This window comes from Rothia sp. HSID18067, from assembly GCF_003989445.1.
Classification (GTDB): domain Bacteria; phylum Actinomycetota; class Actinomycetes; order Actinomycetales; family Micrococcaceae; genus Rothia; species Rothia aeria.
Genome location: NZ_RBMF01000001.1, coordinates 139,615 through 164,462 on the forward strand (window position 1 = coordinate 139,615; position 24,848 = coordinate 164,462).

The window sequence follows — 24,848 nt, forward strand, 5'->3', positions numbered from 1 at the left end:
AACACGCCCAAAAACTATGTGGCGAACTTAACTTTATTTTCTTATTCTGCTAAATTTAAGGCTCTGACTAGGGGGAACGCTAGAATTTTGCAGGACAGCCTAGCCTAAAAAATAGGGTATTTTACCTCTCAAACACCTGTTCACTGCGCCACGAAAATATTGTAAAAACGCCGTAGCGAGATAGACTTATACACAGGCTTTCGGGCGGATACCCCATGCCCCAGCGCCAACACACCCCACACCCCACCAACAGTGGGGCAGTGGGCGCTGAAACCGGTTCAAGAAAGGCACCCATGACTTACGTAATTGCACTGCCCTGCGTAGACGTGAAGGACCGCGCCTGCGTAGAGGAATGCCCCGTAGACTGCATCTACGAAGGCGACCGCACCCTGTACATCCACCCCGACGAATGCGTGGACTGCGGCGCCTGCGAACCCGTATGCCCCGTCGAAGCCATCTACTACGAAGACGACGTACCCGAAGAATGGTCCGAATACATCACCGCCAACGCCGAATTCTTCGACGACCTCGGCTCACCCGGCGGTGCCGCCAAAATGGGCCCCACCGGCAAAGACGTTCCCTTCATTGCGGCACTACCACCGCAAGGAGAATAGCCTCCACACAGCGGACACACACCCGCATTCCGGGAAACAACCGGCCCGCACTTTCTGAACTACAACTTTCTCAATGGTGGCCTACAAAACACCGAAGCCCCCGCACCCGCATCTTATACGGTGGGAACGGGGGCTTTACCCGTACCCCAAGGCCCGCCCACGCGATACAATAGCTACGCCCCACCACAGAGTTACAGGCCCCCGCCGGTGAAGGAGAACCATGCGCGCATACGGCATAGACCTACCCGAATACCCCTGGGAGGCGCTCGCCCCCTACCGTGCCATCGCGGCTGAACACCCCGGCGGAACCGTAGACCTCTCCATCGGCACCCCGGTTGATAGCACCCCCCAGCTCATTCAAGACGCGCTCGCCGCAGGCGCAAACGCCCACGGCTACCCGACCACGCACGGCACCCTCGAACTGCGGCAGGCGATCGTGGACTGGTTCGCCCGCCGCCGCAACGTGCACGGGCTCAGCACCGACCAAGTGATGCCCACCGTCGGCTCAAAAGAACTCGTGGCGTGGCTGCCGTTCCTGCTGGGACTGGGCACACACCCCGAAACGGGGGAGCGTGACGTGGTAGTGTACCCCCGTGCAGCCTACCCCACCTACGAGATTGGGGCGCGCCTGGCCGGGGCCGACCATTATGCCGCCGACAGCCTTACTGAACTGCCCGAAGACGTGAAACGGCGGGTACGGCTGGTGTGGGTGAACTCGCCCGCTAACCCTAACGGCGTGGTGCGCGGTATTGAACAGCTGCGTGAGCTTGTACGCCACGCCCGCGACATTGGTGCCGTAGTAGCCAGCGACGAATGCTATGCGGAACTTGGCTGGGGAGAATGGGACACAGCACGCGGCGGTAAACCCGTGCCCTCCATCCTTGATGAACGCGTCTGCACTGGGGACTTCACCGGGCTATTCGCCGCTTACTCGCTCTCGAAACAGTCGAACCTGGCGGGATACCGTGCCGCGTTTATCGCCGGGGACGCGCAGATCATGCCGAACATTATTAACACCCGTAAACACGCGGGAATGATCGTACCCGCACCGGTGCAGTCCGCCATGATCGCGGCCCTCACCGATGATGCGCATGTGGCCGCGCAGAAAGACATATACCGTGCCCGCCGTGAAATCCTCGTGGAGGCAATTACCGCCGCAGGCGGGAGAATCGAAGGCTCCGAAGCGGGCCTGTACCTGTGGACCACGTTCGGTGAGAGCACCTGGGAATCGATCGAGCGGCTGGCGAAACTGGGTATTGTGGCCGGCCCCGGAGTGTTCTACGGAGAGGGCTGCGACGGCTATGTGCGCATCGCCCTCACCGCCTCGGATGCGGCAGTCGCTGCTGCCGCAGAACGCCTCAAAGGCAGCGTCGCATAGCCCGTGCCCTTCCCTGCGGGGTAATGCCAGTCCCATAGCAGCGTGAGGAGAACAGCCTCCGCCGCTGGCGCCAAGGATGCACAAATAAGCAAACGCCCGGAACCTCCAATGCGGGAGGAACCGGGCGTTTCTAGTCGCGTACCCTAAACCGTGCTGTACGCTACTTGCGTTTTCCAGGCAGCACGAACATCTGCAGCGTGGGCGGGTTCGGGGTATCCACCTCGCCGGGCAGGTGGTGCATTTTCTTCGGTGTCACAGAGGTACGTGACGAGAGGAACCCGCCCAGCCACGTGGCGAACGTAGTCAGCGAGAAATTCACCGCAATAAACAGTACTGCCGCCAGCAGCAGGGTCTGCAGAATATTGCCGTCACCCGAGCCGATGCGCCGAGCAGATGCCAGCAGTTCGGGGTACGAAATAATGTACCCGAGCGCAGTGTCCTTGAGAATCACCACGAACTGGCTGAGCATGGAGGGCATCATGGCGTTAAACGCCTGCGGCATGAGGATGGTGCGCAAAGTCTGGCCCGGGGTCAAACCGATTGCCAGGCCCGCCTCACCCTGACCGCGCGGCAGCTGCTTAACGCCCGAACGCAGCAGTTCGGCAATCACCGAACCGTTATAGAGGGTCAAACCGATAACCACGGCAAAGAACGGCAGCTGCGCGGGGTTAATCCAGCTGAACCGGCTCAGGAACAGCCAGAAGAAAATCATCATCATCAGCACCGGAACGGCGCGGAAAAACTCCACCACCACGGTACCGAACCAGCGCATTGGCCGGTTCTGCGCCAGGCGCGCCATGCCGAACAGCACACCAAATACGACGGAAGTCACTACCGAAATACCCGCCGCCTGCAAAGTCGCCAGAAGCCCCGGCAGATAGTACGAGCCCCACGCTTTTGCGGTGAACAGATCAGTCCACTTCTCAGCCTCCAGCTGGCCCTTAGCGCCCATCACCGAAAGCACATACGCCATAAACGCAGCCAGAAGCACGATCGCGCCAATATTGAACCAGCGGGTCATCGCCTTCGCACGGGGGCCGGGGGTGTCAAACAGCACGCTGGTGCTGGTATCGAGTTTAGAATTCAGAAGTTTCATCGCTTCACCGCCAGTTTACGTGAGGACCAGGTGGTTAGTACGCCCAGGGGCACAACAATCACCACGAACCCCAAAGCGAACATGAGGAAGATGGCCAGCACCATATTCGGGTCGAACTCAATCATGGTTTTCATTAACCCGGAGGACTCGGCAACCGAGGCGACCGAAGCAACCGTCGTATTTTTCGCCAGGGCGATCAGCGTATTACCCAGCGGAGTAATAGAACCGCGCAGCGCCTGCGGGAAAATCACGTGCCGGGCGGTGGGGAAGAACCCCAAGCCAATAGCACGCGCCGCCTCCGCCTGCCCCGTGGGAACCGTATTCACACCCGAACGGATAGCCTCACACACAAAAGAAGCGTGGTAGATCGAGAGCACAATCACCGCGTAGACAAAGAAGTTCGTCTCAAAACTCGTTGAAAACGAGAGCTGAAACTGCGTCCACACACCAAGCAGGGCGAGGGTCATCAGAATAGTCAGCGGCGTATTACGCACCGCATTCACGTAGGCGGTGCCCACAAAACGTAGGGACGGTACGGGACTAATGCGCATGAGCGCCAGCACGGAGCCGAGCACGAAAGACCCGATAGCGGCCCAGAAGGTCAGTTGCACATTGACCCAGAACGCGCCCACCACATCGTATTTGGCGAGGAGGGCGCCGAGTTGGTCAAAGAATGACATCGTTTACCTCTCGGTCAGGCATTAGGCGCAGCTGGCGCCAGGATGCGGTGGGTTATTGTTGGAGTTATAGGTGTAGCCGGTGCCTTCAGTATTTTTCTCCACCAGCCGTTGCCAGGTGCCGTCCGCGACCATCTCATTAATGGCCTTATTGACGGCCTCACACTTATTGGTACCCTTGGGAAGGCCCACACCGTACTTTTCGGTGGTGAACGTTTGACCCACCAGCTTGAGCTTGCCCTTATTCGCCTTAGTGGCGGCAAGCCCGGCAAGAATAATGTCATCGGTGGTTACCGCATCCACCACGCCGCCGTTGAGTGCGACCACACAGTCCGAGTAGCTGTTCTGATTGACCAGGTTCACGTTTTTAGCGAACTTGTCCTGGATTTTTTTGGCGCTGGTTGAACCGGTCACCGAGCACAGGTTCTTACCGTTGAGACTGTCGGGGCCGGTAATATTCGTCTCATCGGAGCGTACCAGCAGATCCTGCCCCGCCACATAGTAGGGGCCCGCGAAGTCAATGCTCTTCTTACGGCTATCACTAATGGAATAGGTGGCCACAATCATGTCCACCTGGCCGTTGGAGAGCATATTCTCGCGGTTGGCGCTGGGGGACTCCACGAATTCGATCTGCTCTTCCGAGTAACCGAGCTTACCCGCAATATACTTCGCAATGTCCACGTCGAAGCCGGTGAATTCCCGACCGTCCTGGTAGCCTAAGCCCGGCTGATCGTATTTAATGCCAATCCGGATCTTCGGCTTAGCATCTGCGGCGCTGGAACAGCCGGTGAGGGCGAACCCGAGGGCGAGCGCGGCGGCGGTCCCGGCGGCAAAGAACTTAGCTGCGGCGCGGTTAATGAACGATTTTTTCATGGCGCGCTCCTAATGGTCGATGATCTTGGAGAGGAAGTCGCGGGCGCGTTCGCTCTTGGGCTTGGTGAAGAAGTCATCCGGGGTGGCCTCTTCAACAATCTCGCCGTCCGCGAGGAAGACGATGCGGTCGGCCGCCTTGCGGGCGAATCCCATCTCGTGGGTTACGACGATCATGGTCATGCCGTCGCGGGCGAGGGAGACCATGGTGTCGAGTACTTCATTCACCATTTCAGGGTCGAGCGCACTGGTGGGCTCGTCAAACAGCATGACTTTGGGTTTCATGGCGAGCGCGCGGGCAATGGCCACACGCTGCTGCTGGCCGCCTGAGAGCTGGGCCGGCATTTTTTCGGCCTGGGATTCCACGCCCACTTTCGCCAGCAGTTTCATGGCTTCCGCCTCGGCTTCAGCCTTGGGGAGTTTGCGGATTTTGCGGGGGCCAAGGGTGACGTTGTCGAGGATGGTTTTGTGGGCGAAAAGGTTGAAGGATTGGAAGACCATGCCCACTTCGGCGCGGAGTTTAGCGAGGTCGCGGCCTTCTTGGGGGAGGTCTTTACCGTCGATAGTGATGGTTCCGCTGGAAGTTGTTTCGAGGCGGTTAATGGTTCGGCACAGGGTTGATTTGCCGGAGCCGGAAGGGCCGAGCAGGATAATGACTTCGCCCTTATTGACGGAGAGGTTAATGTTTTTGAGCACATGGTTTTGCCCGTAGTACTTATTGACGTCGTGAATACGCACGAGTGGGGCTTCGCTCATAGGGTTCTCCTTTACACACGGTGGGGCTATGCCCAACAGATACGACGCGGCGCGTGGGCTGTGAGCCGGAAGAATCACGCGCATCACGGTAGTAACCTAGCTTACGCCGGGGATGTAACAGGAATGTTAAAGATTCGGTAATCGGTGTAAATATTCTGGTGTTTAAGGTATTGGGTGGGGCGTATTCCCGCGAAAACTCAAGGAAACCAAAAGTGAGTTGAATATATCACAGAAGCGGGTTGTGCGGGGTGTTCAGGTGTCAGGTACTCGGTAGATCCTGTGTTTTCGGGGGATCTGATGAATGCGGTGGGGCGGGCCAGTAGGGGAGCGCGGGTGCGGCGGCCCTGTTTGTGTAAAAATCCTGCCGGTAAATCGCACATAAACCCACCCAAAGCAACGCATAGTCACGAGAGGTGTGGGCAGGGCTTTTCGCCCCGTAAACGCAGAAACGCGCCCCAGCAGGCGGGTGCCTGCTGGGGCGCGCATAGCGGGGCACTGTAAGCCCCTATTGGCTATTGTTCTTCATACCCGTTCGGGTTGTTCTTCTGCCAGTTCCAGTGATCGCGCACCATCGTGTCAATATCCCGGGATGCGCTCCACCCCAAATCAGCCAGTGCCGAGGACGGGTCGGCGTAAGAGACAGCAACATCGCCGGGGCGGCGCGCCACAATCTTATAGGGCAGCTCCTTACCGCAAGCTTTCTCGAAGGCGTGCAGCACCTCAAGCACCGAATAGCCGTTGCCGGTGCCCAGGTTCCAGGTGTGCAGCCCGCCGTGCTCGGTAATGTAGTCCACCGCCTTGAGATGGCCATCGGCAAGGTCAACCACGTGAATGTAGTCGCGTACACCGGTGCCGTCCACAGTGGGGTAGTCGTTGCCGAATACGTTCAGGTGCTCGCGGCGGCCCACCGCCACCTGGGCAATAAACGGCACCAGGTTATTCGGGATTCCTGACGGGTCTTCACCGATACGCCCGGACTCGTGCGCGCCCACGGGGTTGAAATAACGCAGCAGCGCAATATTCCAGCGGTCATCGGAGGCCGCCAGGTCCACGAGCATATCCTCAATATGTTCCTTGGTGCGCCCGTAACAGGACTGTGCGTCCATGTTCAGCTTCTCCACCAACGGCATGGACTCAGGCTCACCGTACACGGTCGCAGACGAGGAGAACACGATGGAGCGGCAGTTCGCCTCCTCCATGGCGTAGAGCAGGTTCAGGGTGCCGGCGACGTTCGTCTGGTAGTACCACAGCGGCTTCTCGGCGGATTCGCCCACAGCCTTCAGCCCCGCAAAGTGGATGACCGCGTCCGGTTGGGTGCTGGTGAACAGCTCCTTCATGCCCGCCAGATCCAGCAGATCGACGTTGTGGAACTCGGGGGCGCGCCCGGCAAGCTCGGCGACGCGCTGCAGCGAAGTTTCGGAGGAATTCGAGAGGTTATCCATGACCACCACCTCGTGGCCCGCGTTCAGCAGCTCAAGCACAGTGTGGGAGCCGATATAGCCGGCGCCGCCGGTGACCAGAATCTTCATATTTATCCTTTCGGGCACGCCGGTGCGCACCGGATACGGTAAGTTCAGGGGTAGCACTTTAAATAGTAGCCCGCCGGATGCTCCCCAGCCGTGCATTGACGTGCGGGGGGCACCCGGCGGGTTGCCAAACTCACTGGCCTCTCACGCCCTTGGGGCATCAGAAAGGCACAAAGGAGCTAGTTCGTGTGCAGCGCCTCGTTCAGCTCCACACTATTCTTAGCGCGCGGAAGCACCTCAACCGCGCCGGTGACCGAGTTACGGCGGAACAGCAGGTTCGACACACCCGACAGCTCGGCGGCCTTCACCACACGCACATCCTCGCCCGGGATAAGCACAATCACGCGGGAACCGGCGGTCACGTACAGGCCCGCCTCAACCACACAGTCATCGCCCAGGGCGATACCAATACCAGACTCAGCACCCAGCAGGGAACGCTCACCGATTGACACACGCTGAGTACCGCCGCCGGAGAGGGTGCCCATGGTGGAGGCGCCGCCGCCCACATCGGAGCCATCGCCAACCACCACACCCTGGGAGATGCGGCCTTCAACCATAGAAGTGCCCAAGGTGCCAGCGTTAAAGTTCACAAAGCCCTCGTGCATGACGGTGGTGCCATCAGCCAGGTGCGCGCCCAGGCGCAGGCGGTCACCATCACCCACACGCACCCCGGTGGGAACCACATAGTCAATAAGGCGCGGGAACTTATCGACATGGCTTACGCTCAAATGCCCCAGCTTCCGCAGGCCCAGCGCGAGCTTGTTCAGCTCGGTGGCAAGTACCGGGCCGTGGTTCGTCCACGCCACGTTCGCCAGGTGCCCGAAAAGCCCCTCAAGATTCAGGTCATTCGGGCGCACCAGGGTGTGCGAGAGCAGGTGCAGACGCAGGTACCCATCGACTGCGTCCTCAGGGGCCTCATCCAAATCAATGGAGGCGGTGCGCACCTCAGTGCGGGCATTGCGTTCGGGGTGCTCGCCGGTGAGCTCTTCAAGCTCATCCGCGAGGGAAAGATCGGGGGTTTGGGTGAGCTCAGGCGCGGGGAACCACGCATCCAGTACCGTGCCCGCATCGGGGCCGGAGGCGACGACATTAACGAGGGCCACGCCGGAAGCGTAACGAGTTTCGGTTGAAGCGTTTTCAGACATGCCTTTAATTATAGGGATGCGCCGGGATTGGGTGTAGGCGCCCGCAGGGCGGGGTTCTTGAGGGTTAATTGCGGGTAAACCTCAGGGTGCAAAGGCCGCCAACGTCTTCAATGACGGCCCCGATAACCAGGTGCCGCCCCGCAAACGGTTCCTGATAAGGGGCAATGGGTAAGACCCCGCCCCGCACCCAGCGTCCGGGGGCGGCTGAAGGTGGCTTCCGGGGCGCAGATAAGGTTGAATATTAGGGTAAAGAACCGCGCCGCTAATGCGACTGACACTACAGCTAAGGGACCCATGAGCCACCCCACCGCAGCCATCGACACGAACGTCTCCATGCCCGAACTGACTCGGGTTCTGCTTGATATTTACTCTGTCTCGGGGGAAGAGAAAACCCTCGCCGACGCCATCTACCGGGCCCTGGAAACCCACCCGCACCTGCACCTGGTGCGTGACGGGGACGCCATTATTGCCCGCACCAACTTCGGGCCGCAGAACGGGAAGCAACGCACCCGCATCCTGCTCGCCGGGCATCTGGACACCGTGCCGCTGCCTACCGTGGCGGGGTCGCTCGGTACGGTACCTTCCCGCGTGGTTGAAGAGGACGGCGACTGGGTGCTGTACGGGCGCGGGGCCACCGACATGAAAGGCGGTGTGGCGGTACAACTTAAGCTAGCCGCCGAATTAACTGCTCACGAAACGGACTACGACCTCACCTACATCTTCTACGACAATGAGGAAGTGGCCAGCGAAAAATCCGGTTTGGCGCGGCTGATCCGCAACCACGGCGAGCTGATTACCGACGCCGATTTCGGGGTGCTTCTAGAGCCCACCGATGGCACCATCGAAGGCGGCTGCAACGGCACAATGCGTTTTTACCTTCGGACCACCGGGCTGGCTGCGCATTCCGGGCGGGCCTGGAAGGGGGAGAACGCGATCCATCACCTGGCTGATGCGCTCACCACACTGGCGCACTACACGCCGCAAACCTACCGGGTGCAGGGACTGGATTACCGGGAAGGGCTTAACGCCGTGCAGGTGAGCGGGGGAGTGGCGGGCAATGTCATCCCCGATGCGGCCGCGCTTCACGTGAACTACCGGTTCGCCCCCAATAAGACCCTGGACGAGGCCGTGGCCCACGTGCAGGAACTCTTCCAGGGGTATGAGTTGGACTTCGTTGACCTCTCCCCGGCGGCCCGCCCCGGCCTTGACACGCCGCTGGCTGCCTCCCTCATTGCCGCTGTGGGGCAGGAGCCCAAACCCAAGTACGGGTGGACGGATGTGGCGCGGCTAAGCGAAATCAGCATCCCTGCGGTGAACTTCGGCCCCGGTGATGCCTTACTGGCGCACACCGACAATGAGCATGTGTGTTTCAGCGAACTCAACCGGTGCTACAGCGAACTGCGAAGCTGGCTCATGAGCGACTAGTGGCCCACGCTGCCTGCCAGCACCGATACCGCAATGACCCACCGGATGGAACGTGCCGCCGAATACGCGCCCAAGTCCGGTTCGTTAGGTTAAACTGGAACCCCGCCCTTTTTGCCCGGAGGTACCCGTGAACATATTGATAACGTTACTTGCCCTCGCAACCCTGCTGATTGTTATCTACAGCGCTGTAGTCATCAGCAGCGACCGCGCGTTCCCCGGGCGAGCCTTCTTCGAGCATGTCGCGGGGGACGGGCTGAACGTTTTCGGTGCCCGCACGCAGCCCGCCCCCGAGCTGGCGGGGCAACAGGTTGTGGTTCTTGAACCCTTGCCAGACGCCCCCGCAGCGGCAGATAATGCAGCAGCCGAGGCCGTCCCGCAGGAGCCTGAAACAGGTGAGGTGGATGCAGCGCACGAGGCCCCCGCAGCGGCAGCAGCTGGCACTTCCGCCGCCGAAGAAGAAACCCCCGAAAAAGCTGTGGCAGCTCATACGGACACCGGCCGCACGGCGCAGGCACCGGATAACGATGTGCGGGACCGCAAAGAGGCTGAGGCTCCCCAGGGGCACCCAGCGGATGATCCCCTCACCTCCGAAGACTCCGCCAACGCCACCGCAGACACCGGCACGGCACCTGATAGGGCGCACCCCGCCACCTCCCAACAGGTACTTCCCTGGTCCGAAGCGGGACGCGCCGCCCACGCCGCCAACACTGCGGCCAACGCCGTGGTAGCGTCCTCCGCGAAAACCACCGTTGAAACCCCCGCAGCGGCTAAGCCGCATGAGGATGACTCCGAGCAGCACAAGAGCAGCACCAGCGGGGCTATTGTCGCCATTAATAAGGAAATCGCGGATAAAGAATCGGCGCACACCACCGATAAGGCGGACTCCTGACCGAATGAGTACCGACAGCACCATTCTCGACAGACTCTACACGCGCCTTCACGGCTGGGGCCACTACCTGTGCACCCTATTCGTTGAACTACCGGTCATCCTGCGGGTGCTTCTCATCTACGGTCTCAGCAGACTGTGGGGTGTGGCCGTCTTCAGCATGGTCGGCAGGCAGCAGCTGTGGGGCCCATGGGGGGAACGCCTAGGGTACCTCGAATTTATTAGCACCTGGGACTCCGGGTGGTACTGGCAGATCGCCGACAGAGGCTACCCCGTTGAACTACCTCAGGATATGAGCGGAACGGTCATGCAGAACCAGTGGGCGTTCTACCCGCTTTTCCCGCTCACAAGCGGCTACATTTCCCGCACAACGGGCCTGGAATATTATGCGGTCGCCTCGACTGTGGCCCTGCTGGCCGGGTTCATCGCAGCCTGGATTGTTTACAAATTATGCATCGCCAGCCTGCAGGCTTTAGGCCGCACCGACGCAGCAGAAAACACCTCCCTGGGGTGCTGGGCCGTGGCGGTCTTCGCATTCCTGCCTGTAGCCCCCGTACTGCAGGCACCCTACGCCGAATCTGTAAACCTGATCTTCCTCGCCTGGGCACTGTACCTGATGGTGCGCGCACGATACCTGCTGCTGCTGCCCGTGGCCGCCCTCGCCTGCCTGTCCCGGCCTGTGGGTGTACCCCTGGGTGCTGCCGCCGGGCTGTGGTGGTTTATCTGCCTCATCACCGATATGCGCGCCGATGCGCGCCGCCGCGCCGACGGGGAAACCCCGCGCGGTTTCTGGCGTATTTTCGCCTCCCGCGCGGTGCAGCTGGTCAGCGCCCTTATGGTGTGCGCGTGCGCTCTTATCTGGCCCGCCATCGCATGGGCTGTGACCGGGCGCGTCGATGCCTACACGGCTACCGAAACCGCCTGGCGCAGCTCCCACCTGGCTCTGTTCGAGCCGTGGCTGAAGCAGGGATCCATCTACTTCGGGGTGTTTTCCATCCCCCTGCTGGTGCTTCTGGTAGTGGTTTTCGCTCTCGTCCTGCTTTCCCCCGCGGTGCGTGGGGTACTGTCAGGGCCGCTGATTCTCTGGTGCGCATGCTACGCGGCGTACCTGCTGATCTTCTTGAACCCGCAGTCTTCTACGTTCCGGCTGCTGCTGCCGCTCTTTCCCCTGGTTCTGCCAATGGCAGCGGTCTCGGCCTCCCGCGCGTACCGGTGGCTGCTGGTGCTCTCAGGTGCCACCCTGCAGCTGGTGTGGGTGGGGTGGCTGTGGCATTGGAAGCAGAACCCCGGTGGCGGCGACTACCCGCCCTAAACCGGTGAGGGTCGCGGGGGGCTGACGGTGCGGCATCTGCCTGCGCTATCACCCCGCTCGGCAGGTAAAAATATTTGCAGTGAATAAGTAACCTGTGGGCGTAGGATGTTACGCCCCACCGTAAATCCTGATAGTCTAACTGTTGTGTTTGGTATTAGTGGTCTCGAATTTATCGTTCTGGTCGTTCTCACGTTCTTCGTGATCGGCCCCGAACGTATGCCCGAGTACGCCCGCCAAGCCAAAGAATTCATTAAAACCGTACGGCGCATGGCCTTTGACGCTAAAGACGACTTCAAAGATGCGCTGGGCGACACCGGCCTTGACGACATTAACTGGCGTCAGTACGACCCACGCCAGTACGACCCGCGTGTTATTGTGCGTGAAGCATTCGCTGAGGACGACGCCGAACGCGCCCGTGAAGCGAAGGAACGGGAAGAGAAGAACAAACCCGTCGCATCAAATATCACCCGGCTGCCGCGCGGAGCCTACGCACCGTTCGACACCGAAGCAACCTAGCCGCAGATGCAGGCAACTGCTGGAATCCCCCGCCCCCACGGGCCGGGGGATTTATTGTGCCTGGGGTGGTGCTGGCGCTTGGTATTATAGAAAAACCCCGCGAATGCACCAATATCATGGAGAAGCGTACAAGAATGAGCGAGAGAACCCGCCCTGTTATAGATGATGATGCGGATTCACCGCGACAGCCTCCCTCACGCGGTTTAAAACGCTTCGACCCCACCCACCGTGCCGCAGCTGTGCAGGGTGGGCTTTCACCGTTTGATGCGATAACCGCCTCTGCCGCTGCGGCGTTACACCGTGCGCACAGCCGCTTCGCCGCACTTCCCGCGTGGACGCAGGTAGCAAGCGTGTGGGCGTTAAGCCGCCTCTGGGGCTTTATAGTGTTCTGGATTGTGAGTATGCAGCAGGTAGCCGCCCAGCAGCGTGTAGGGGACGGGCACAGACCGGGACTGCTGGAATATATGGGGTGGTGGGACGCCGAATGGTATGAGCGGATCTACACGGACGGGTACCCCAGTCAGCTGCCGGTTTACGGCAAAGGCGTGGTCGCACACAACACATGGGCGTTTCTTCCGGCGCAGCCCAAGATTGCAGGCATTATTGCCGACACCACCGGAATACCCTTTGCTATCAGTACGGTGCTGCTCAGCGTGGCAGTCAGTTTCGCTCTCGCCTGGGTGCTGTATCTGCTTTTCGTGGGGTGCCTGAACTGGCGCGAACACGGGGTATTTGAAACCCGCGTGAGCCTGAACTCCCCGCACCGTTCCACGGCCGTGTGGGCTGTTGCCGCCTACGGGTTCTGCGGTCCGGCCGCCGTATTCGTGACCGGCTACGCGGAAGCGCTAACTATCTTCGCGATTGCCCTATTTGTGCTGCTGTTGGCCCAAGATCGGTACCTGTGGGCCCTGCCGGTGGCGTTCCTCGCCGCACAATCCCGCCCGGTGGGTGTACCGCTGGGTGCGCTCGCGGGTGTGTGGTGGCTGTACTGCCTAGTCGCAGAATACCGTGTCCGCTCCGCCGAGCAGCCCCGTACCAGTTCAGGCAGGGTGTTTCTGGCGGCTTTCGCGGCGCGTGCCGTGCACCTGCTCAGCGCCCTTACCGTGTGCTTTTTCGCCTTCACGCACGCTCTGCACGCGGCGTATAAAACCGGGCGGTTAGACGCCTACCTGGCCACCGAGCTCGGCTGGAGCGGCCGCACCGTTGAGGACGGTCAGCACTATGTGGTGCAGTGGGTGGATGAGCTGAGCCTCTACCTGAACCGCTGGAGCACCGGGGCCATCATTACGCTGATCGTGGCCGGGTTCGCCGCCTATTTCCTGTGGCTCTTCTCCCGCAGCACCCGTACCCTGCTGCACCCCGTCATGCTTATCTGGTGCGTATGTTACGCAGTGTACCTGGGGATTTTCTGGCTGCCGCAGTCCTCAACATTCCGCATTCTGCTGCCGCTCTTCCCATTCGCTCTGGTGCTTATGAGCTACGGGAAAGACTCAAAAGCGTACCGTTGGCTGCTGGTGCTTAGCGGTGTTTTGATGCAGCTGGTGTGGGTCGGCTGGCTGTGGCACAGCCACGGCCCGGGAGATATGCAGCTGCCCTAAAACTATCCCGGGCGGGGCGGGGAAGTACAGCGTATTCCCCGCCCCGCCCGCGCGTGCGGCCCCGGTGCGTCTGCTTAGACGTTCAGCCGCAGCGGTTTGCCCGCCAGCGACTCGTCGCGGTGCAGCAGCTTACCGGCAATGGCCTGAATCTCGGCGGATGTGGGGGAGTTGGGGTCACCCCACACAATGGGGGTGCCCTCATCTCCGCCGGTGCGCAGAGACACATCCAGCGGCACCGAACCCAGCAGCGGCACCGGGTAGTTGAGCACACTGCTTAGGCGCTGGGCCAGCTGGGCGCCCCCGCCGGAGCCGAACATTTCAAGTACTGTACCATCCGGTAAGGTCATTGCCGCCATATTCTCAATGACGCCGCTGACTTTCTGGTGGGTTTGCAGGCTCAGGGTGCCGGCGCGCTCGGCAACATCAACCGCCGCGTGCTGCGGGGTGGAGACCAGCACCAGCTCGGCGTTGGGCAGCAGCTGCGACATTGAGATCGCAATATCTCCCGTACCCGGAGGCAAATCAAGCAGCAGAATATCGAGCGCCCCAAAATGCACGTCAAGGATGAACTGCTCCAACGCCCGGTGCAGCATCGGCCCGCGCCACGCCACCGGCTGGTTACCCTTGAGGAACATACCGATGGAAATCACCTTGACGAACCCGCCCGGCGAGCCGCCGCGCACCTGTCCGTGCTCCCGGGGTGCATCCACGGCGGGTGGAATAATCAGGTCATCCAGGCGGGTGGGTGCCTCGTGAACGCCCATGAGTCCGGGGATGGAGAAACCGTGCACATCCGCGTCAATAATACCCACGGCCAGCCCACGCGAGGCGAACGCCGCCGCCAGGTTAGCGGTCATTGACGACTTACCCACCCCGCCCTTGCCGGAGACCACGGCAAACACGCGGGTGAGCGACCCGGGGGCAGTGAACGGGTTGGTGCGCTCAGGTTTGAGCTGCGATTTGAGCGCGCTGCGCTGATCGGCGTTCATGGCACCCACCTCAACCTGAACCCGGGTGATGCCTTTAACGGTGCTGGCGGCCTTGCGCACATCCTGCTCGATCGTGGTTTTCAGGGGGCACCCCTCAATGGTGAGCAGAATTTTCACATCCGCCACATACCCGCCGTCGTCCTCGCTAACGGCCTGGGCGCGTTCAACCATCCCCAGCTCCGTGATGGGGCGGCGCAGCTCTGGGTCTTCAACGGTGCCCAGGGCCGCCCAGAGCGCATCCGCCAGCGGACTATTGGAGGCTGGAACGTTCGCGTTGGTCCCCTGGGGGTTGTGCTCGCTCATTCGTTCATCCTTTCCGCGACAAAGCATACGGTGTGATATACGCGTTCATAGAGTCATGGGTTTACGGGGGCGGGTCTTGGGGTTATGCGGGATTGCGGGATACGGAGATGGTTTGCTCGGGGCATGGGGCTGCGGCGGTAACGCGGGCGCTGACCAGCACTCACAGCCATACGCACCCTAGAAGAAACACAGCCCCGCCGGAATGACCCCTGCCTTTCTCATCATGCGCCCGGCAGCAGGCACCGGGCTAGGAGCTAGCTAACGTCCCGGCGCTCTTTCTTATCCGCCGCACTGGCTGCCGCCCCGCCCGCCGCGGCGCTTTCGCTGCTCTCGGAGCCCTGCTGCGCGCCGTCCTCGTGGGTGTCTTCGTCCTCGTATTCCTCGCCAATATCGTGCAGCTGCTCAGCCTGGCGTTCCTGCTCTTCCTGAATAGATTTCAGCTCTTCCAAAATATCCCGCAGCTCACTGCGCACAAAGTCGCGGGTGGCAACCTCACGCAGGGCAATACGCAGCGAGGCGATCTCACGCGTCAAATACTGTGTCTCCTCAAGGTTCTGCTGGTCACGTTTACGGTCCTCGGAGGCGACCACACGGTCACGGTCATCCTGCCGGTTCTGCGCCAGCAGCAGCAGGGGAGCGGCGTAGGATGCCTGCAGGGAGAGCATTAGGGTGAGCAGGGTAAAGTTGAGGCTTCGCGGGTCAAACTGCAGCTCTTCGGGGGCGAGCGTGTTCCACCCCAGCCACACGCCACAGAAAACAGTCATCCACAGCAGAAACTGGGGTGTGCCCATGTACCGGGCAAACCCCTCGGTCATACGCCCGAACGCATCCGGGTTCGGGCTGTAGGTGAACCGCCGCACCTTACGCTCAGCAGGTGTGCTCAGCTGCGACTCGGCACGCGAACGTGTCTTCTCCCGCCCGCTTTGGCCGCCCTCGGCATACCTTTCGGAGTATTTTTTCTCCAGCCGATCCTTCAGGATGCGCGCCTTATCAATGCGCGGGTTTTCTTCGGTACGCAGGTGGTTCTGCTCAGACAAATCGGCGTCCTACCTTTCGTACAGGAGTCCCATCGTCGAAGGTTCGCCAGTCCTCAGGCAGCAGCGCATCGAGTACGTCGTCGATCGTCACCGCCCCCACCAGCCGGTGTGATTCGTTCACAATGGGGATAATGGTCAAATCGTAGGTTGCCAGCACGCGCGCCAATTCCTCAAGGCTGGCCTGGTCAGAGACCGGCTCAGTGTCAGTGTCCAGGATGCGCCCAATCGACTCGCTCGGCGGCACCCGCAGCAGCTGCTGCATGTGCACCATCCCCAGGTACCTGCCCGTGGGGGTTTCCAGCGGAGGACGCGCCACCAGCACCGCCGCAGCCATCGCCGGGGGGATCTCCTCAGCCCGAATATGCGCCAGCGCCTCCGCCACCGTCGACTCGGGGGAGAGAATAATCGGCACCGGGTTCATGAGCGAACCGGCGGTACCCTCATCGTACTCAAGCAGTCGGCGCACATCTTCCGCCTCGTCGGGCTCCATGAGCTCCAGCAGCTTCTCACGCTGGGCATCCGGCAGCTCAATCAGCAAGTCGGCGGCGTCATCCGGTTCCATCTCTTCAAGCACCTGCGCGGCACGCTCATCGTCAAGATGCGAGAGGATCTGCACCTGGTCCTCTTCCGGCAGCTCCTGCAGCACATCCGCCAGCCGCTCATCCTGCAGCTCGTGCGCAATCTCAAGCATGCGCTTATCGCTCATCTCGTGGATGGCATCCGCAAGGTCGGCGGCGCGGGCATTCTCGTGGTTGGCGACGAACGTGGTCGCCTCCTGCGGCTCAAGGTCGGTGGACAGGATCGTCTCGTCCCAGTCCACCACCAGCGTCTCCTTAGACCGGCGCCGCCAGCCGCTGCTGGATTTTACGGTGCGCGAGACAAACAGCTCCGTAATGCCCCAGTCGCCGTTACGGCGCTGCTCAATGGCCACATCCTCAATCACGGCATCCCCGCTGCCGTCAAGCAGCCGCACCCGGCGGTCAAAGAGCTCCCCAACCACCAGCACCTCAGAATTACGCTGCTCAAAACGGCGCAGGTTCACCAGACCCGTCGAAATAATCTGAGACGCCTCAATGCTGCGCACCCGGGTCATAGGCATGAACACACGTTTTTTGCCCAGCACCTCAATAATGATGCCCACCACCACCGGCTCGTTGCCTTTCGTGGGGCGTGAGCCTGCCGCCATGGCGGCACCAAAACCGCGTTTGAGCACCACAACATCACGCAACCTGCCCAGGCGGTCACCGAACGGGTCGAACACGTCAAGGCCGAGCAGGCGCGCAATATAGATTTTGCTGGGGGCGCTGGACTTAGTATTGCTCACCTCTCTAGGGTACGCCCGAAAAAGAGAATGCGCACTTTATATAAGGGTCCGCTGGCTGTGGGCGTAACCCGGTGCGTGAGCACACCGGCCCGCCCGTGCGACCTCAAAAACCGGTTCAGCCGATGGCGCACCCACCCTGCGGCGGGCCCATCCACCCCGGTAAGATAGGGGTATGACTCAGACCCCGCCCTCCTCGTACCTTGCCTCCCGCCTCGCACAAGCCAGCGGCCAGCCGCTTCCCAACGGCGAGGCGCTCGCAGCGTTCACCCGACGTGACGACGCGCTCGCCGCTTTTGACGTGCTCAGCGCCGCCGGGTTCCCGGTGACCGCCCTGTACCTGGTGAATGAGGGCGTGAAACAGGTGGAGTACCCGCTGCAGCGCAGCTACGGGCGGATGCTGCTCTCCTCCCTCATGTGGGGGATTATCGCCGGGCTGGGGTGTGCGGCTTTGACCATTGGTGACGGGTCTGATTTTTTGGGGCGCGCCGCCTCAACGGTGCCGCTGAGCGTCGCCATTTTTATGGTGTGGACCCTGGTGAGTATCCGCCGCGGCGGCAATAGCCGCTACCCAATGCGCGGGGAAGCAATCCCCGAACGCACCACCATGTATGCGCTGAGCGAGTACGCCGGGCAGGCACGCATGATCCTGCGCGACACCCCCGGTTTTGCCCAAGCGATGCGCTCAGTACACGGGGCGGCATACGGCGGCGGGAACGCAACGCAGCAGCCGGGCACAACAGGCACAGCCGCACCGCGTACCGGCAGTAACCCCTCCGCCCCGGCCGGTACGACGGCAGGCACCGCAGCGGGCACCGAGTCTGAGCCTGCTAAAAACACCACCGGTGCCCTCAGCGGCTACGGGCGGGCCGCCTCGCAGGATGCGGGGCGGGCAGCCGCAACGGACGCCACCGCCACTCCCGCCCCTGCGGCAGAGAGCGGTACCGAACCCCAAGGCGGCGAACGGGCCCCCGCCCAGCCGGCGGCACAGCGGTTCGGTCTGCGCATTGACGACCCGGAGGAATACGCCAAAACCATCCGGCAGGCCCCAGCTCGTGAGACCCCCAAGCCTAAGGGAGTTAAAGAAGACTAATAACTTCTAACGCCACAGAGGCATCTGACACAACGAAAAAGTCCCCGCAGCCAGGACAGTACTGGCTGCGGGGACTTTCGTCTGTGAAAGTAAGAGACTACCGGGCGAGCTTCGCCATCCATGCCTCAATCTCTTCAACCGTGCGGGGCAGCGCCGCCGAGAGGTTCACATTGCCGTCCTCGGTGCACAGCACGTCATCTTCCAAGCGGATACCGATGCCGCGGTACTCCTTGGGAACAGACAAGTCCTCATCCTTGAAATACAGTGCGGGCTCAATCGTGAAGACCATGCCCGGCTCCAGGGTTGCGCCGGTGTACAGCTCCGCCTTCGCCTGCGCGCAGTCGTGCACATCCAAACCCAAATGGTGGCTGGTGCCGTGCGGCATCCACCGGCGATGCTGACCACCCTCAACCGTCAAAGAAACCTCAGCCGAAACGGGCAGCAGCCCCCACTCCTCCAGACGGTGAGCCAGCACCTCCATCGCGGCATCGTGAATCTCGTGGAACTTACGGCCCGGCACAGCGACCTTGAACGCCGCATCCGCAGCATCCAGCACCGCGTTATAGACCTTCGCCTGAACCTCGGTGAACTTGCCGTTCACCGGGAACGTGCGGGTTACATCGGCGGTGTATAGGGTATCGTCCTCAACACCGGCATCCAGCAGCAGCAGCTTGCCCTCATCCACGGTGCCGTTATTGCGAATCCAGTGCAGAATCGTCGCGTTATTCCCGCAGGCTGCAATCGTGTCATAGCCCAGGTCGTTGCCGTCGGTACGTGCCACCGAGAAAAACGCGGTCTCCACCACGCGCTCACCACGATGATGCGCCACCGCCTTCGGAAGCTCACGCACGACCTCCTCGAAGCCCTTCACCGTCATATCAACCGAACGCTGCAGGTTCTCAACCTCGATCTCGTCCTTAATCAGGCGGGCCTCAGAGAGCGCCACCGTCAGCTCGGAATCGAGCTTATCGGACTCTTCCAACGCAACGCCCGTGTTGTACCGGGAAGTATCAACCAGCGCATCAATAGAAGGATCAACCTCACGCACCAGCCGGATACGCACCCCACCCAAATCCTGGGCCCCGGCGTTCTTCGTAATCGCAACTTCAAGCTCCGAAAGGTCCTTCGTTCGCACACCGTAACGCTCCGAAAACTCCTTAAGCGTGGGGCGCGGACCAACCCAGAACTCGCCGTAGCGCGCATCTGCATAAAACTGCGTGGTGTCACGGCCAGCCAGCGGACGGAAATACAGGGTCACCTCATGGTTCGAGCCGTTATCGCCGGTGCCCTCCTCCACGGGTTCAAAAACCAGCACGGCGTCAGCCTCATGATCAACACCCAGCCCGGTCTGGTGCGCAAACGCCGAATGCGGGCGGAAACGGTAATCGCAATCGTTCGAGCGAACCTTCAGCGGCCCCGCAGGCAGAACCAGACGCTCACCCGGGAACTTCTGGGAAATCTTCTTACGGCGCTGCGCCGCAAAATCAGCAACGCGCTCGCGGGTATAACCATCATCGGCTGCTGGCTCCCAGTTTGATGCGATGAACTCCTGAAAAGCTGATGCTTTGGGGGTATCGCGGTGATCTGTTTCTGGAGCTTCTGTGCTCTTCTTCGTATTTTCAGTCATAGTTGTATTCTATCCCACGCGTGGAGCGTATTTTAGGGTGGGGCGAAACCCGAAAAGGCCGTGTGCCACTGATACTGGTGGGGCGCTGTGGTGCGGTACAGTTAGGGTATGACTGAACGTTACGACCTGCATATTCACTCCAATATTTCTGATGGTACCCAGCCGCTGACCGAACTGGTTCCTCTGATTAGAGATGCTGGGCTTGCCGGATTCGCCTTGACCGACCATGACACCGCACGTGGGTGGCCGCAGGCCGCCGAGCTGGCGGGGGAGTACGGGCTGGATTTTCTGCCCGGCGGCGAGTTCTCGTGCCGCTACAGCTACCGGGATGAGCAGGGGCATGAGCGCACTAAGAGCGTGCACCTGCTGGGGTACGGGTACGACCCCGACTACCCGCAGCTGCGGGATGAGATGAAACGCCTGCTGGATGATAGGCTCAGCCGCGCCCGCCGGATGGCGGACCGGCTCGCCGCTGACTACCCGCTGACCTGGGACGATGTGCTCGCCCAGTCGAGTGACGGTGAGAACACCGTGTTTGGGCGCCCGCATCTTGCCGATGCGCTGGTTGCCGTGGGTGCCGCCGAGAACCGCGCCGACGCGTTCGACAATATCCTGCATGTGAACGGCCCGTACCATGTGCACCAGCAGTCAATGGACCCGCTGGAGGCTATCCGGCTGGTGCGCGCCGCCGGTGGCGTGCCGGTGGTGGCCCACCCCATGAGTGAGGAACGCGGGCCAGCGCTGCCGCTGGAATACCTGGGGAAGATGGTCGAAGCGGGCCTGTCCGGGGTGGAGGTGTACCACCGCGAAAACTCCGAGCCGAACCGTGCGCGCCTGCTGGAATTTGCGCGTGAGCGTGAGCTGCTGGTGACCGGTTCCAGCGACTACCACGGTGCGGGCAAACCGAACCAGTTGGGGGAGTACACCACCTCCCGCGAAACCGTGGAGGCGATCCGCGCCCAGATCAGCCGCTAGTGTCCCTGGCTCCTGCGGATAGGGCTAATAATGCGGTCTGTATAGAAGGGTTTTGTGCCTTCAGAAGACTTTCTAACTTCTGAAGGCACAAAACCCTTCTATATAGATTTAGTAACCGAGTGGAAAACTCAGTGCTTGCGTCATAAGACGTTAGTGGCGTTTACCCTGTACACTGGAACGTGCGCGTTCTTTCACCGGCAATAGGTTAAGCGCATCACAACCCCATACTGAAAGTAAGTAACGTGTTGGATTTCGACAATTTGGTGGTCGAATTCGGCAAGGATGTGAAGAAAAATCTAGAGGGAAACGAAGGCGAGCCTGAGGCCCAGCTGACCACCCCGGTTTCTCACTTCCTTAAAGGCTTCGGCGATTTGCACAATCTCAGCGTTACTCTCGTCCGCGAAACCTCTATTACGGTCGCGGGGGGGGGGTAACAAAAAATCTGGTACCGTCCGCCCAGACTTTGGCGTCAAGGTTAATGGGTTGCTTGTTGGTCATGTTGAGCTGAAGGCTCCCTCAAAGAGCATTGACCCAGCAACTTTTACTAAGAAGAGTCATGAATATAAACAGTGGCAGAAACTTAAGAACCTGCCAAACCTGCTCTACACCAATGGTCGTGAGTGGAGACTCTACCGGTATGGTGCGTTGGTACCGGTCACGACTAGCGGTCATGAGAGCGAAATCGCCTATATTCACACTTCCGATTTTGTAAAACATAAGGGACCGTTTACCGCGACCCCATCATTACAGGGTATTTTACAAAGCTTTTTATTCTGGGAGCCTAACCCCATCACTAGCGCGGATAAACTAGTGAAAACCCTGGCACCTTTAGCCGTCTTGCTACGGGAAGAGATTCTGTTGGGTTTAACCGCGCAGAAGAAAGTCCATGAAGCCGCTAAAAAGAGGGCAAAAGACCAAGGGTACGATGAACCCGTACCGCCTTCACTCATCGGACTACGCACCGATTGGCGTGAGACTTTATCTCCAGGTGCTACTGATGAGGAATTCGCCGATAGTTTCGCGCAGACTGTGGTCTTTGCACTTGTTGTAGCTATTTCGGAAGGCTTAGAACTCGACATTAATACTCTGCACTATATGGCGAACAGGCTAAAGTCCAATCATGGATTGCTGGGTAATGCACTAAATCTGCTCACAGACCATCTTGATGAAGACAGCGCCTTACACAATGTACTTGCAATTATTGTACGAGTGCTTTCGGTAACCTCGTGGAAACACATTTCGGGCGGTAAAGCAGATGTTTATCTGCATCTATATGAGCACTTTTTGAGTATCTATGACCCGGAGCAGCGCAAGAAAACTGGCAGTTACTACACCCCAGTCGAAGTTGTCGATCAAATGGTTCGACTCACCGATCAGGCATTACGCCAGTATCTTAATAAATCTCACGGGTTTGCCGATAAAGGGGTCTCAGTGATCGACCCAGCGATGGGTACCGGAACCTATCCCTTGGCTGTTTTGCGTGCAGTCGCTCATGACGAGAACCTTGACCCCGGCGACCGCTCGGATGCCCTAACCCGTTTAGCCAAGAACCTCTATGGTTTTGAGCTGCAATCTGGACCTTTCTCGGTAGCAGAGCTTCGTATCTCAGAAACTTTGCGTGACCTGGGAGGTGAACTGCCTGAGGAGGGGCTGAACCTTTATGTCACGAATACATTGGGTAACCCAACGGCGCGCAATCGTCCGATGACTGGGAATACTCTGCGCCTGCTGGCTGATCAATCGAATCGTGCGAATAGGGTGAAACGTGAAGTACCTATTCAAGTGTGTATTGGTAATCCGCCGTATAAAGATAAAGCGGAAGGAAAAGGCGGATGGGTTGAAGATGGCGGTTTATCCGAAAAACCGCTATTAGATGATTTTCGCGCCGCAGGAATGGGGAAATATGAGTATGTTCTGAAGAACCTTTATGTCTATTTTTGGCGTTGGGCATTCTGGAAGGTTTTTGAGAATTCACGGCGTGATTTCGAGGATACCCTCAACCGTGCGGGAGTAGTCTGCTTCATTACTGCTGATGGCTATCTCAGCGGTCCCGGCTTCTCGGGTATGCGCGAATATATCCGTCGTAAATCTAGCCGTGGGTGGATTATCAACGTGACCCCGGAAGGTAAACGCCCTCCGCAGAAGAATGCTGTCTTTGCGATTGAAACTCCGGTGACTATCGCGCTTTTTGTGCGAGAGTCGGATACTGACGAAAATACTCCGGCTGGCCTAAAATATATTGCTTTGCACGGTACCTTCGAACAGAAAATGGAGGCACTAGCGAAACTAGATCTGCGCTCTCCTGAATTTGCTGATGTGCGCTCGGGCTGGAGCGATAAATTTATGCCAATAACTGTGGGAGATTGGGATAGCTATCCTGAACTTCCTGATTTTTATGCCAGCCGATTCCCCGGCGTGAAGCCGAATAAAACCTGGGTTTATGCGCCGTCAGAGTCGGTTCTGCAAGAACGCTGGCATGAGCTGGTTGAAGGTAATGATTTAGATATACGCGCTGAAAGGTTTAAGGAGACACGAGACACTGGAATAACAGTGGGGAAGAAATCGCTTCCAGGACATGACACATATCAGGGAAGCCAAGAAAGCTTAAATGAACAAATTATTCGCGACCCATTTCCCACAGTTCCAGATATAGTTTCAGTAGGTTATAGATCATTTGGTAGGCAGTACCTTATAGCTGACTCCCGGATGATCCATATGCCTTCACCACGTCTGTGGGAGCATCGTGTGCCGGATCAAATCTTTATTGTGGAGCAACATGCACGGAATCCTCAAGAAGGACCAGGGCTATATTTTAGTGCCCTTATACCCGATATGAATGCTTTCAATAATCGCGGAGGCCGAGTACATCCTGCCTTGAATACCGCTAGCAAGCCTAACCTCACGAGCGCAGCAGAACGCTTACTCACTGAAAACTTTGGTGAACACGCCCCCGCAGAGCTGGTGTACTACCTGGCAGGGGTAACCGGACATCCTGAATATGTGCGTACCTTCGATACCGAACTGCAACAGGCAGGCATTCGCGTGCCGCTCACCTCAGATACAGAACTATGGTCTCGCGCGGTACAGCTGGGTAAGTATGTGGTGTGGCTACATACCTACGGTGAACGCGGTGAACCTCTTCCAGGTATGACTCGGGTCACCGATAAACCGACTGACGGACTGTATTCCATGCCTGTGTACGAAAAGAGTATGGGTGGGGCTATGCCCGAGAGGAAACCCACCTTTACACTGGGTGAAGATGACATTCACGGTGAAATAGCTTTTGGTGCCAGCCGGTGGAGCAACATCGAAAAAGCGGTTTTCGATTACACGGTGGGAGGTCAGCAGACCATCGGTCTTTGGGCTAAGTACCGCTTGAAGAAACCTATCGGTCGTAAGAGTTCACCTCTTGACGATATCGTGCAACAGAGCTGGCCGAGTGAATGGACTACAGAATTCAAGGAACTTCTGTGCGTCCTCACCCACCTGGTGCATTTGGAACCAGCGCAGGAAAAACTACTTGCCGATATCCTTGCGGGCGACCTTATCCCGCGTGAAGAATTCATATCTGAGGGATAGCCCAGCCGCGAAACCGTGGAGGCGATCCGCGCCCAGATTAGCCGCTAGTGTCCCTGGCTCCTGCGGATAGGGCTAATAATGCGGTCTGTGTAGAAGGGTTTGTGCCTTCAGAAGACTTTCTAACT

21 protein-coding genes are annotated in these 24,848 nt (G+C 59.5%); 11 read left to right on the plus strand and 10 right to left on the minus strand.

The annotated features are described in order from the left end of the window. Positions 1–293: 293 nt before the first annotated feature. The gene (fdxA, locus tag D8M23_RS00730; protein ID WP_004005129.1) at positions 294–614 is read left to right on the plus strand and encodes a ferredoxin; all 321 of its coding nucleotides are present in this window, start codon (positions 294–296) and stop codon (positions 612–614) included. 220 nt (positions 615–834) lie between these two features. Then, positions 835–1,992, plus strand: a complete 1,158-nt coding sequence (dapC, locus tag D8M23_RS00735; protein ID WP_006887445.1) for a succinyldiaminopimelate transaminase — start codon at positions 835–837, stop codon at positions 1,990–1,992. A 160-nt stretch (positions 1,993–2,152) separates the two neighbouring features. Here dapC and D8M23_RS00740 read toward each other — a convergent pair whose 3' ends face one another. The 6 genes from D8M23_RS00740 to dapD all read right to left on the minus strand — a co-directional run bounded on the left by D8M23_RS00740 (position 2,153) and on the right by dapD (position 8,071). After that, positions 2,153–3,088 (minus strand): amino acid ABC transporter permease, encoded by a 936-nt coding sequence (locus tag D8M23_RS00740; RefSeq protein WP_126853101.1) that lies wholly within the window; start codon positions 3,086–3,088, stop codon positions 2,153–2,155. Then, entirely contained in the window at positions 3,085–3,768 is a 684-nt protein-coding gene (locus D8M23_RS00745) for an amino acid ABC transporter permease (protein ID WP_037234821.1), read from the minus strand. Before D8M23_RS00745 ends, D8M23_RS00740 begins: the two co-directional genes overlap by 4 nt. Before the next feature lie 21 nt (positions 3,769–3,789). Continuing rightward, complete coding sequence (locus D8M23_RS00750; RefSeq protein ID WP_126853103.1) at positions 3,790–4,638, minus strand: glutamate ABC transporter substrate-binding protein; 849 nt, start codon at positions 4,636–4,638, stop codon at positions 3,790–3,792. A 9-nt stretch (positions 4,639–4,647) separates the two neighbouring features. Beyond that, positions 4,648–5,391 carry an amino acid ABC transporter ATP-binding protein gene (locus tag D8M23_RS00755; RefSeq protein WP_006887474.1) on the minus strand — a complete coding sequence of 248 codons (744 nt, stop codon included), beginning with the start codon at positions 5,389–5,391 and terminating at the stop codon, positions 4,648–4,650. A 512-nt stretch (positions 5,392–5,903) separates the two neighbouring features. Further along, positions 5,904–6,920 carry a UDP-glucose 4-epimerase GalE gene (galE, locus tag D8M23_RS00760; RefSeq protein WP_037234826.1) on the minus strand — a complete coding sequence of 339 codons (1,017 nt, stop codon included), beginning with the start codon at positions 6,918–6,920 and terminating at the stop codon, positions 5,904–5,906. A gap of 176 nt (positions 6,921–7,096) precedes the next feature. Continuing rightward, positions 7,097–8,071 (minus strand): 2,3,4,5-tetrahydropyridine-2,6-dicarboxylate N-succinyltransferase, encoded by a 975-nt coding sequence (gene dapD / locus D8M23_RS00765; protein WP_037288233.1) that lies wholly within the window; start codon positions 8,069–8,071, stop codon positions 7,097–7,099. Between the two features lie 285 nt (positions 8,072–8,356). Here dapD and dapE point away from each other — a divergent pair, with 285 nt between their 5' ends. The 5 genes from dapE to D8M23_RS00790 all read left to right on the plus strand — a co-directional run bounded on the left by dapE (position 8,357) and on the right by D8M23_RS00790 (position 13,799). Beyond that, positions 8,357–9,487, plus strand: a complete 1,131-nt coding sequence (dapE, locus tag D8M23_RS00770) for a succinyl-diaminopimelate desuccinylase (RefSeq protein ID WP_126853105.1) — start codon at positions 8,357–8,359, stop codon at positions 9,485–9,487. Positions 9,488–9,614: 127 nt separating this feature from the next. Further along, the gene (locus D8M23_RS00775; RefSeq protein WP_126853107.1) at positions 9,615–10,376 is read left to right on the plus strand and encodes a hypothetical protein; all 762 of its coding nucleotides are present in this window, start codon (positions 9,615–9,617) and stop codon (positions 10,374–10,376) included. A 4-nt stretch (positions 10,377–10,380) separates the two neighbouring features. Next, complete coding sequence (locus D8M23_RS00780) at positions 10,381–11,685, plus strand: hypothetical protein (protein ID WP_126853108.1); 1,305 nt, start codon at positions 10,381–10,383, stop codon at positions 11,683–11,685. Positions 11,686–11,829: 144 nt separating this feature from the next. After that, a complete protein-coding gene (locus D8M23_RS00785; RefSeq protein WP_037234899.1) occupies positions 11,830–12,201 on the plus strand; it encodes a protein translocase TatA in 372 nt (123 codons plus the stop codon). 134 nt (positions 12,202–12,335) lie between these two features. After that, positions 12,336–13,799: a hypothetical protein gene (locus D8M23_RS00790; RefSeq protein WP_238693714.1), complete on the plus strand. Its 1,464-nt coding sequence runs from the start codon at positions 12,336–12,338 to the stop codon at positions 13,797–13,799. Positions 13,800–13,873: 74 nt separating this feature from the next. Here the strand turns inward: D8M23_RS00790 and D8M23_RS00795 are convergent, their stop codons facing one another. The 3 genes from D8M23_RS00795 to D8M23_RS00805 form a co-directional block, all read right to left on the minus strand. Further along, positions 13,874–15,091 carry a P-loop NTPase gene (locus D8M23_RS00795; RefSeq protein ID WP_126853112.1) on the minus strand — a complete coding sequence of 406 codons (1,218 nt, stop codon included), beginning with the start codon at positions 15,089–15,091 and terminating at the stop codon, positions 13,874–13,876. A 254-nt stretch (positions 15,092–15,345) separates the two neighbouring features. Further along, positions 15,346–16,128, minus strand: coding sequence for a DUF1003 domain-containing protein (locus tag D8M23_RS00800; RefSeq protein ID WP_126853114.1), 783 nt, complete (start codon positions 16,126–16,128; stop codon positions 15,346–15,348). Further along, positions 16,121–17,452, minus strand: a complete 1,332-nt coding sequence (locus D8M23_RS00805) for a magnesium transporter MgtE N-terminal domain-containing protein (RefSeq protein WP_006889208.1) — start codon at positions 17,450–17,452, stop codon at positions 16,121–16,123. The genes D8M23_RS00800 and D8M23_RS00805 overlap by 8 nt, the downstream gene beginning before the upstream one ends. Positions 17,453–17,624: 172 nt before the next feature. Here D8M23_RS00805 and D8M23_RS00810 point away from each other — a divergent pair, with 172 nt between their 5' ends. After that, the gene (locus D8M23_RS00810) at positions 17,625–18,542 is read left to right on the plus strand and encodes a hypothetical protein (RefSeq protein WP_126853115.1); all 918 of its coding nucleotides are present in this window, start codon (positions 17,625–17,627) and stop codon (positions 18,540–18,542) included. A gap of 97 nt (positions 18,543–18,639) precedes the next feature. Here D8M23_RS00810 and D8M23_RS00815 read toward each other — a convergent pair whose 3' ends face one another. Beyond that, entirely contained in the window at positions 18,640–20,169 is a 1,530-nt protein-coding gene (locus tag D8M23_RS00815; protein ID WP_126853116.1) for an aminopeptidase P family protein, read from the minus strand. Between the two features lie 108 nt (positions 20,170–20,277). On the opposite strand from D8M23_RS00815, the gene D8M23_RS00820 reads away from it, so the two are divergent. The 3 genes from D8M23_RS00820 to D8M23_RS00830 all read left to right on the plus strand — a co-directional run bounded on the left by D8M23_RS00820 (position 20,278) and on the right by D8M23_RS00830 (position 24,723). Continuing rightward, a complete protein-coding gene (locus D8M23_RS00820) occupies positions 20,278–21,144 on the plus strand; it encodes a PHP domain-containing protein (RefSeq protein WP_126853118.1) in 867 nt (288 codons plus the stop codon). A 242-nt stretch (positions 21,145–21,386) separates the two neighbouring features. Continuing rightward, a complete protein-coding gene (locus D8M23_RS00825) occupies positions 21,387–21,578 on the plus strand; it encodes a hypothetical protein (RefSeq protein WP_037288247.1) in 192 nt (63 codons plus the stop codon). Positions 21,579–21,627: 49 nt separating this feature from the next. Continuing rightward, entirely contained in the window at positions 21,628–24,723 is a 3,096-nt protein-coding gene (locus D8M23_RS00830; protein WP_126853119.1) for a type ISP restriction/modification enzyme, read from the plus strand. Positions 24,724–24,848 lie beyond the last annotated feature (125 nt).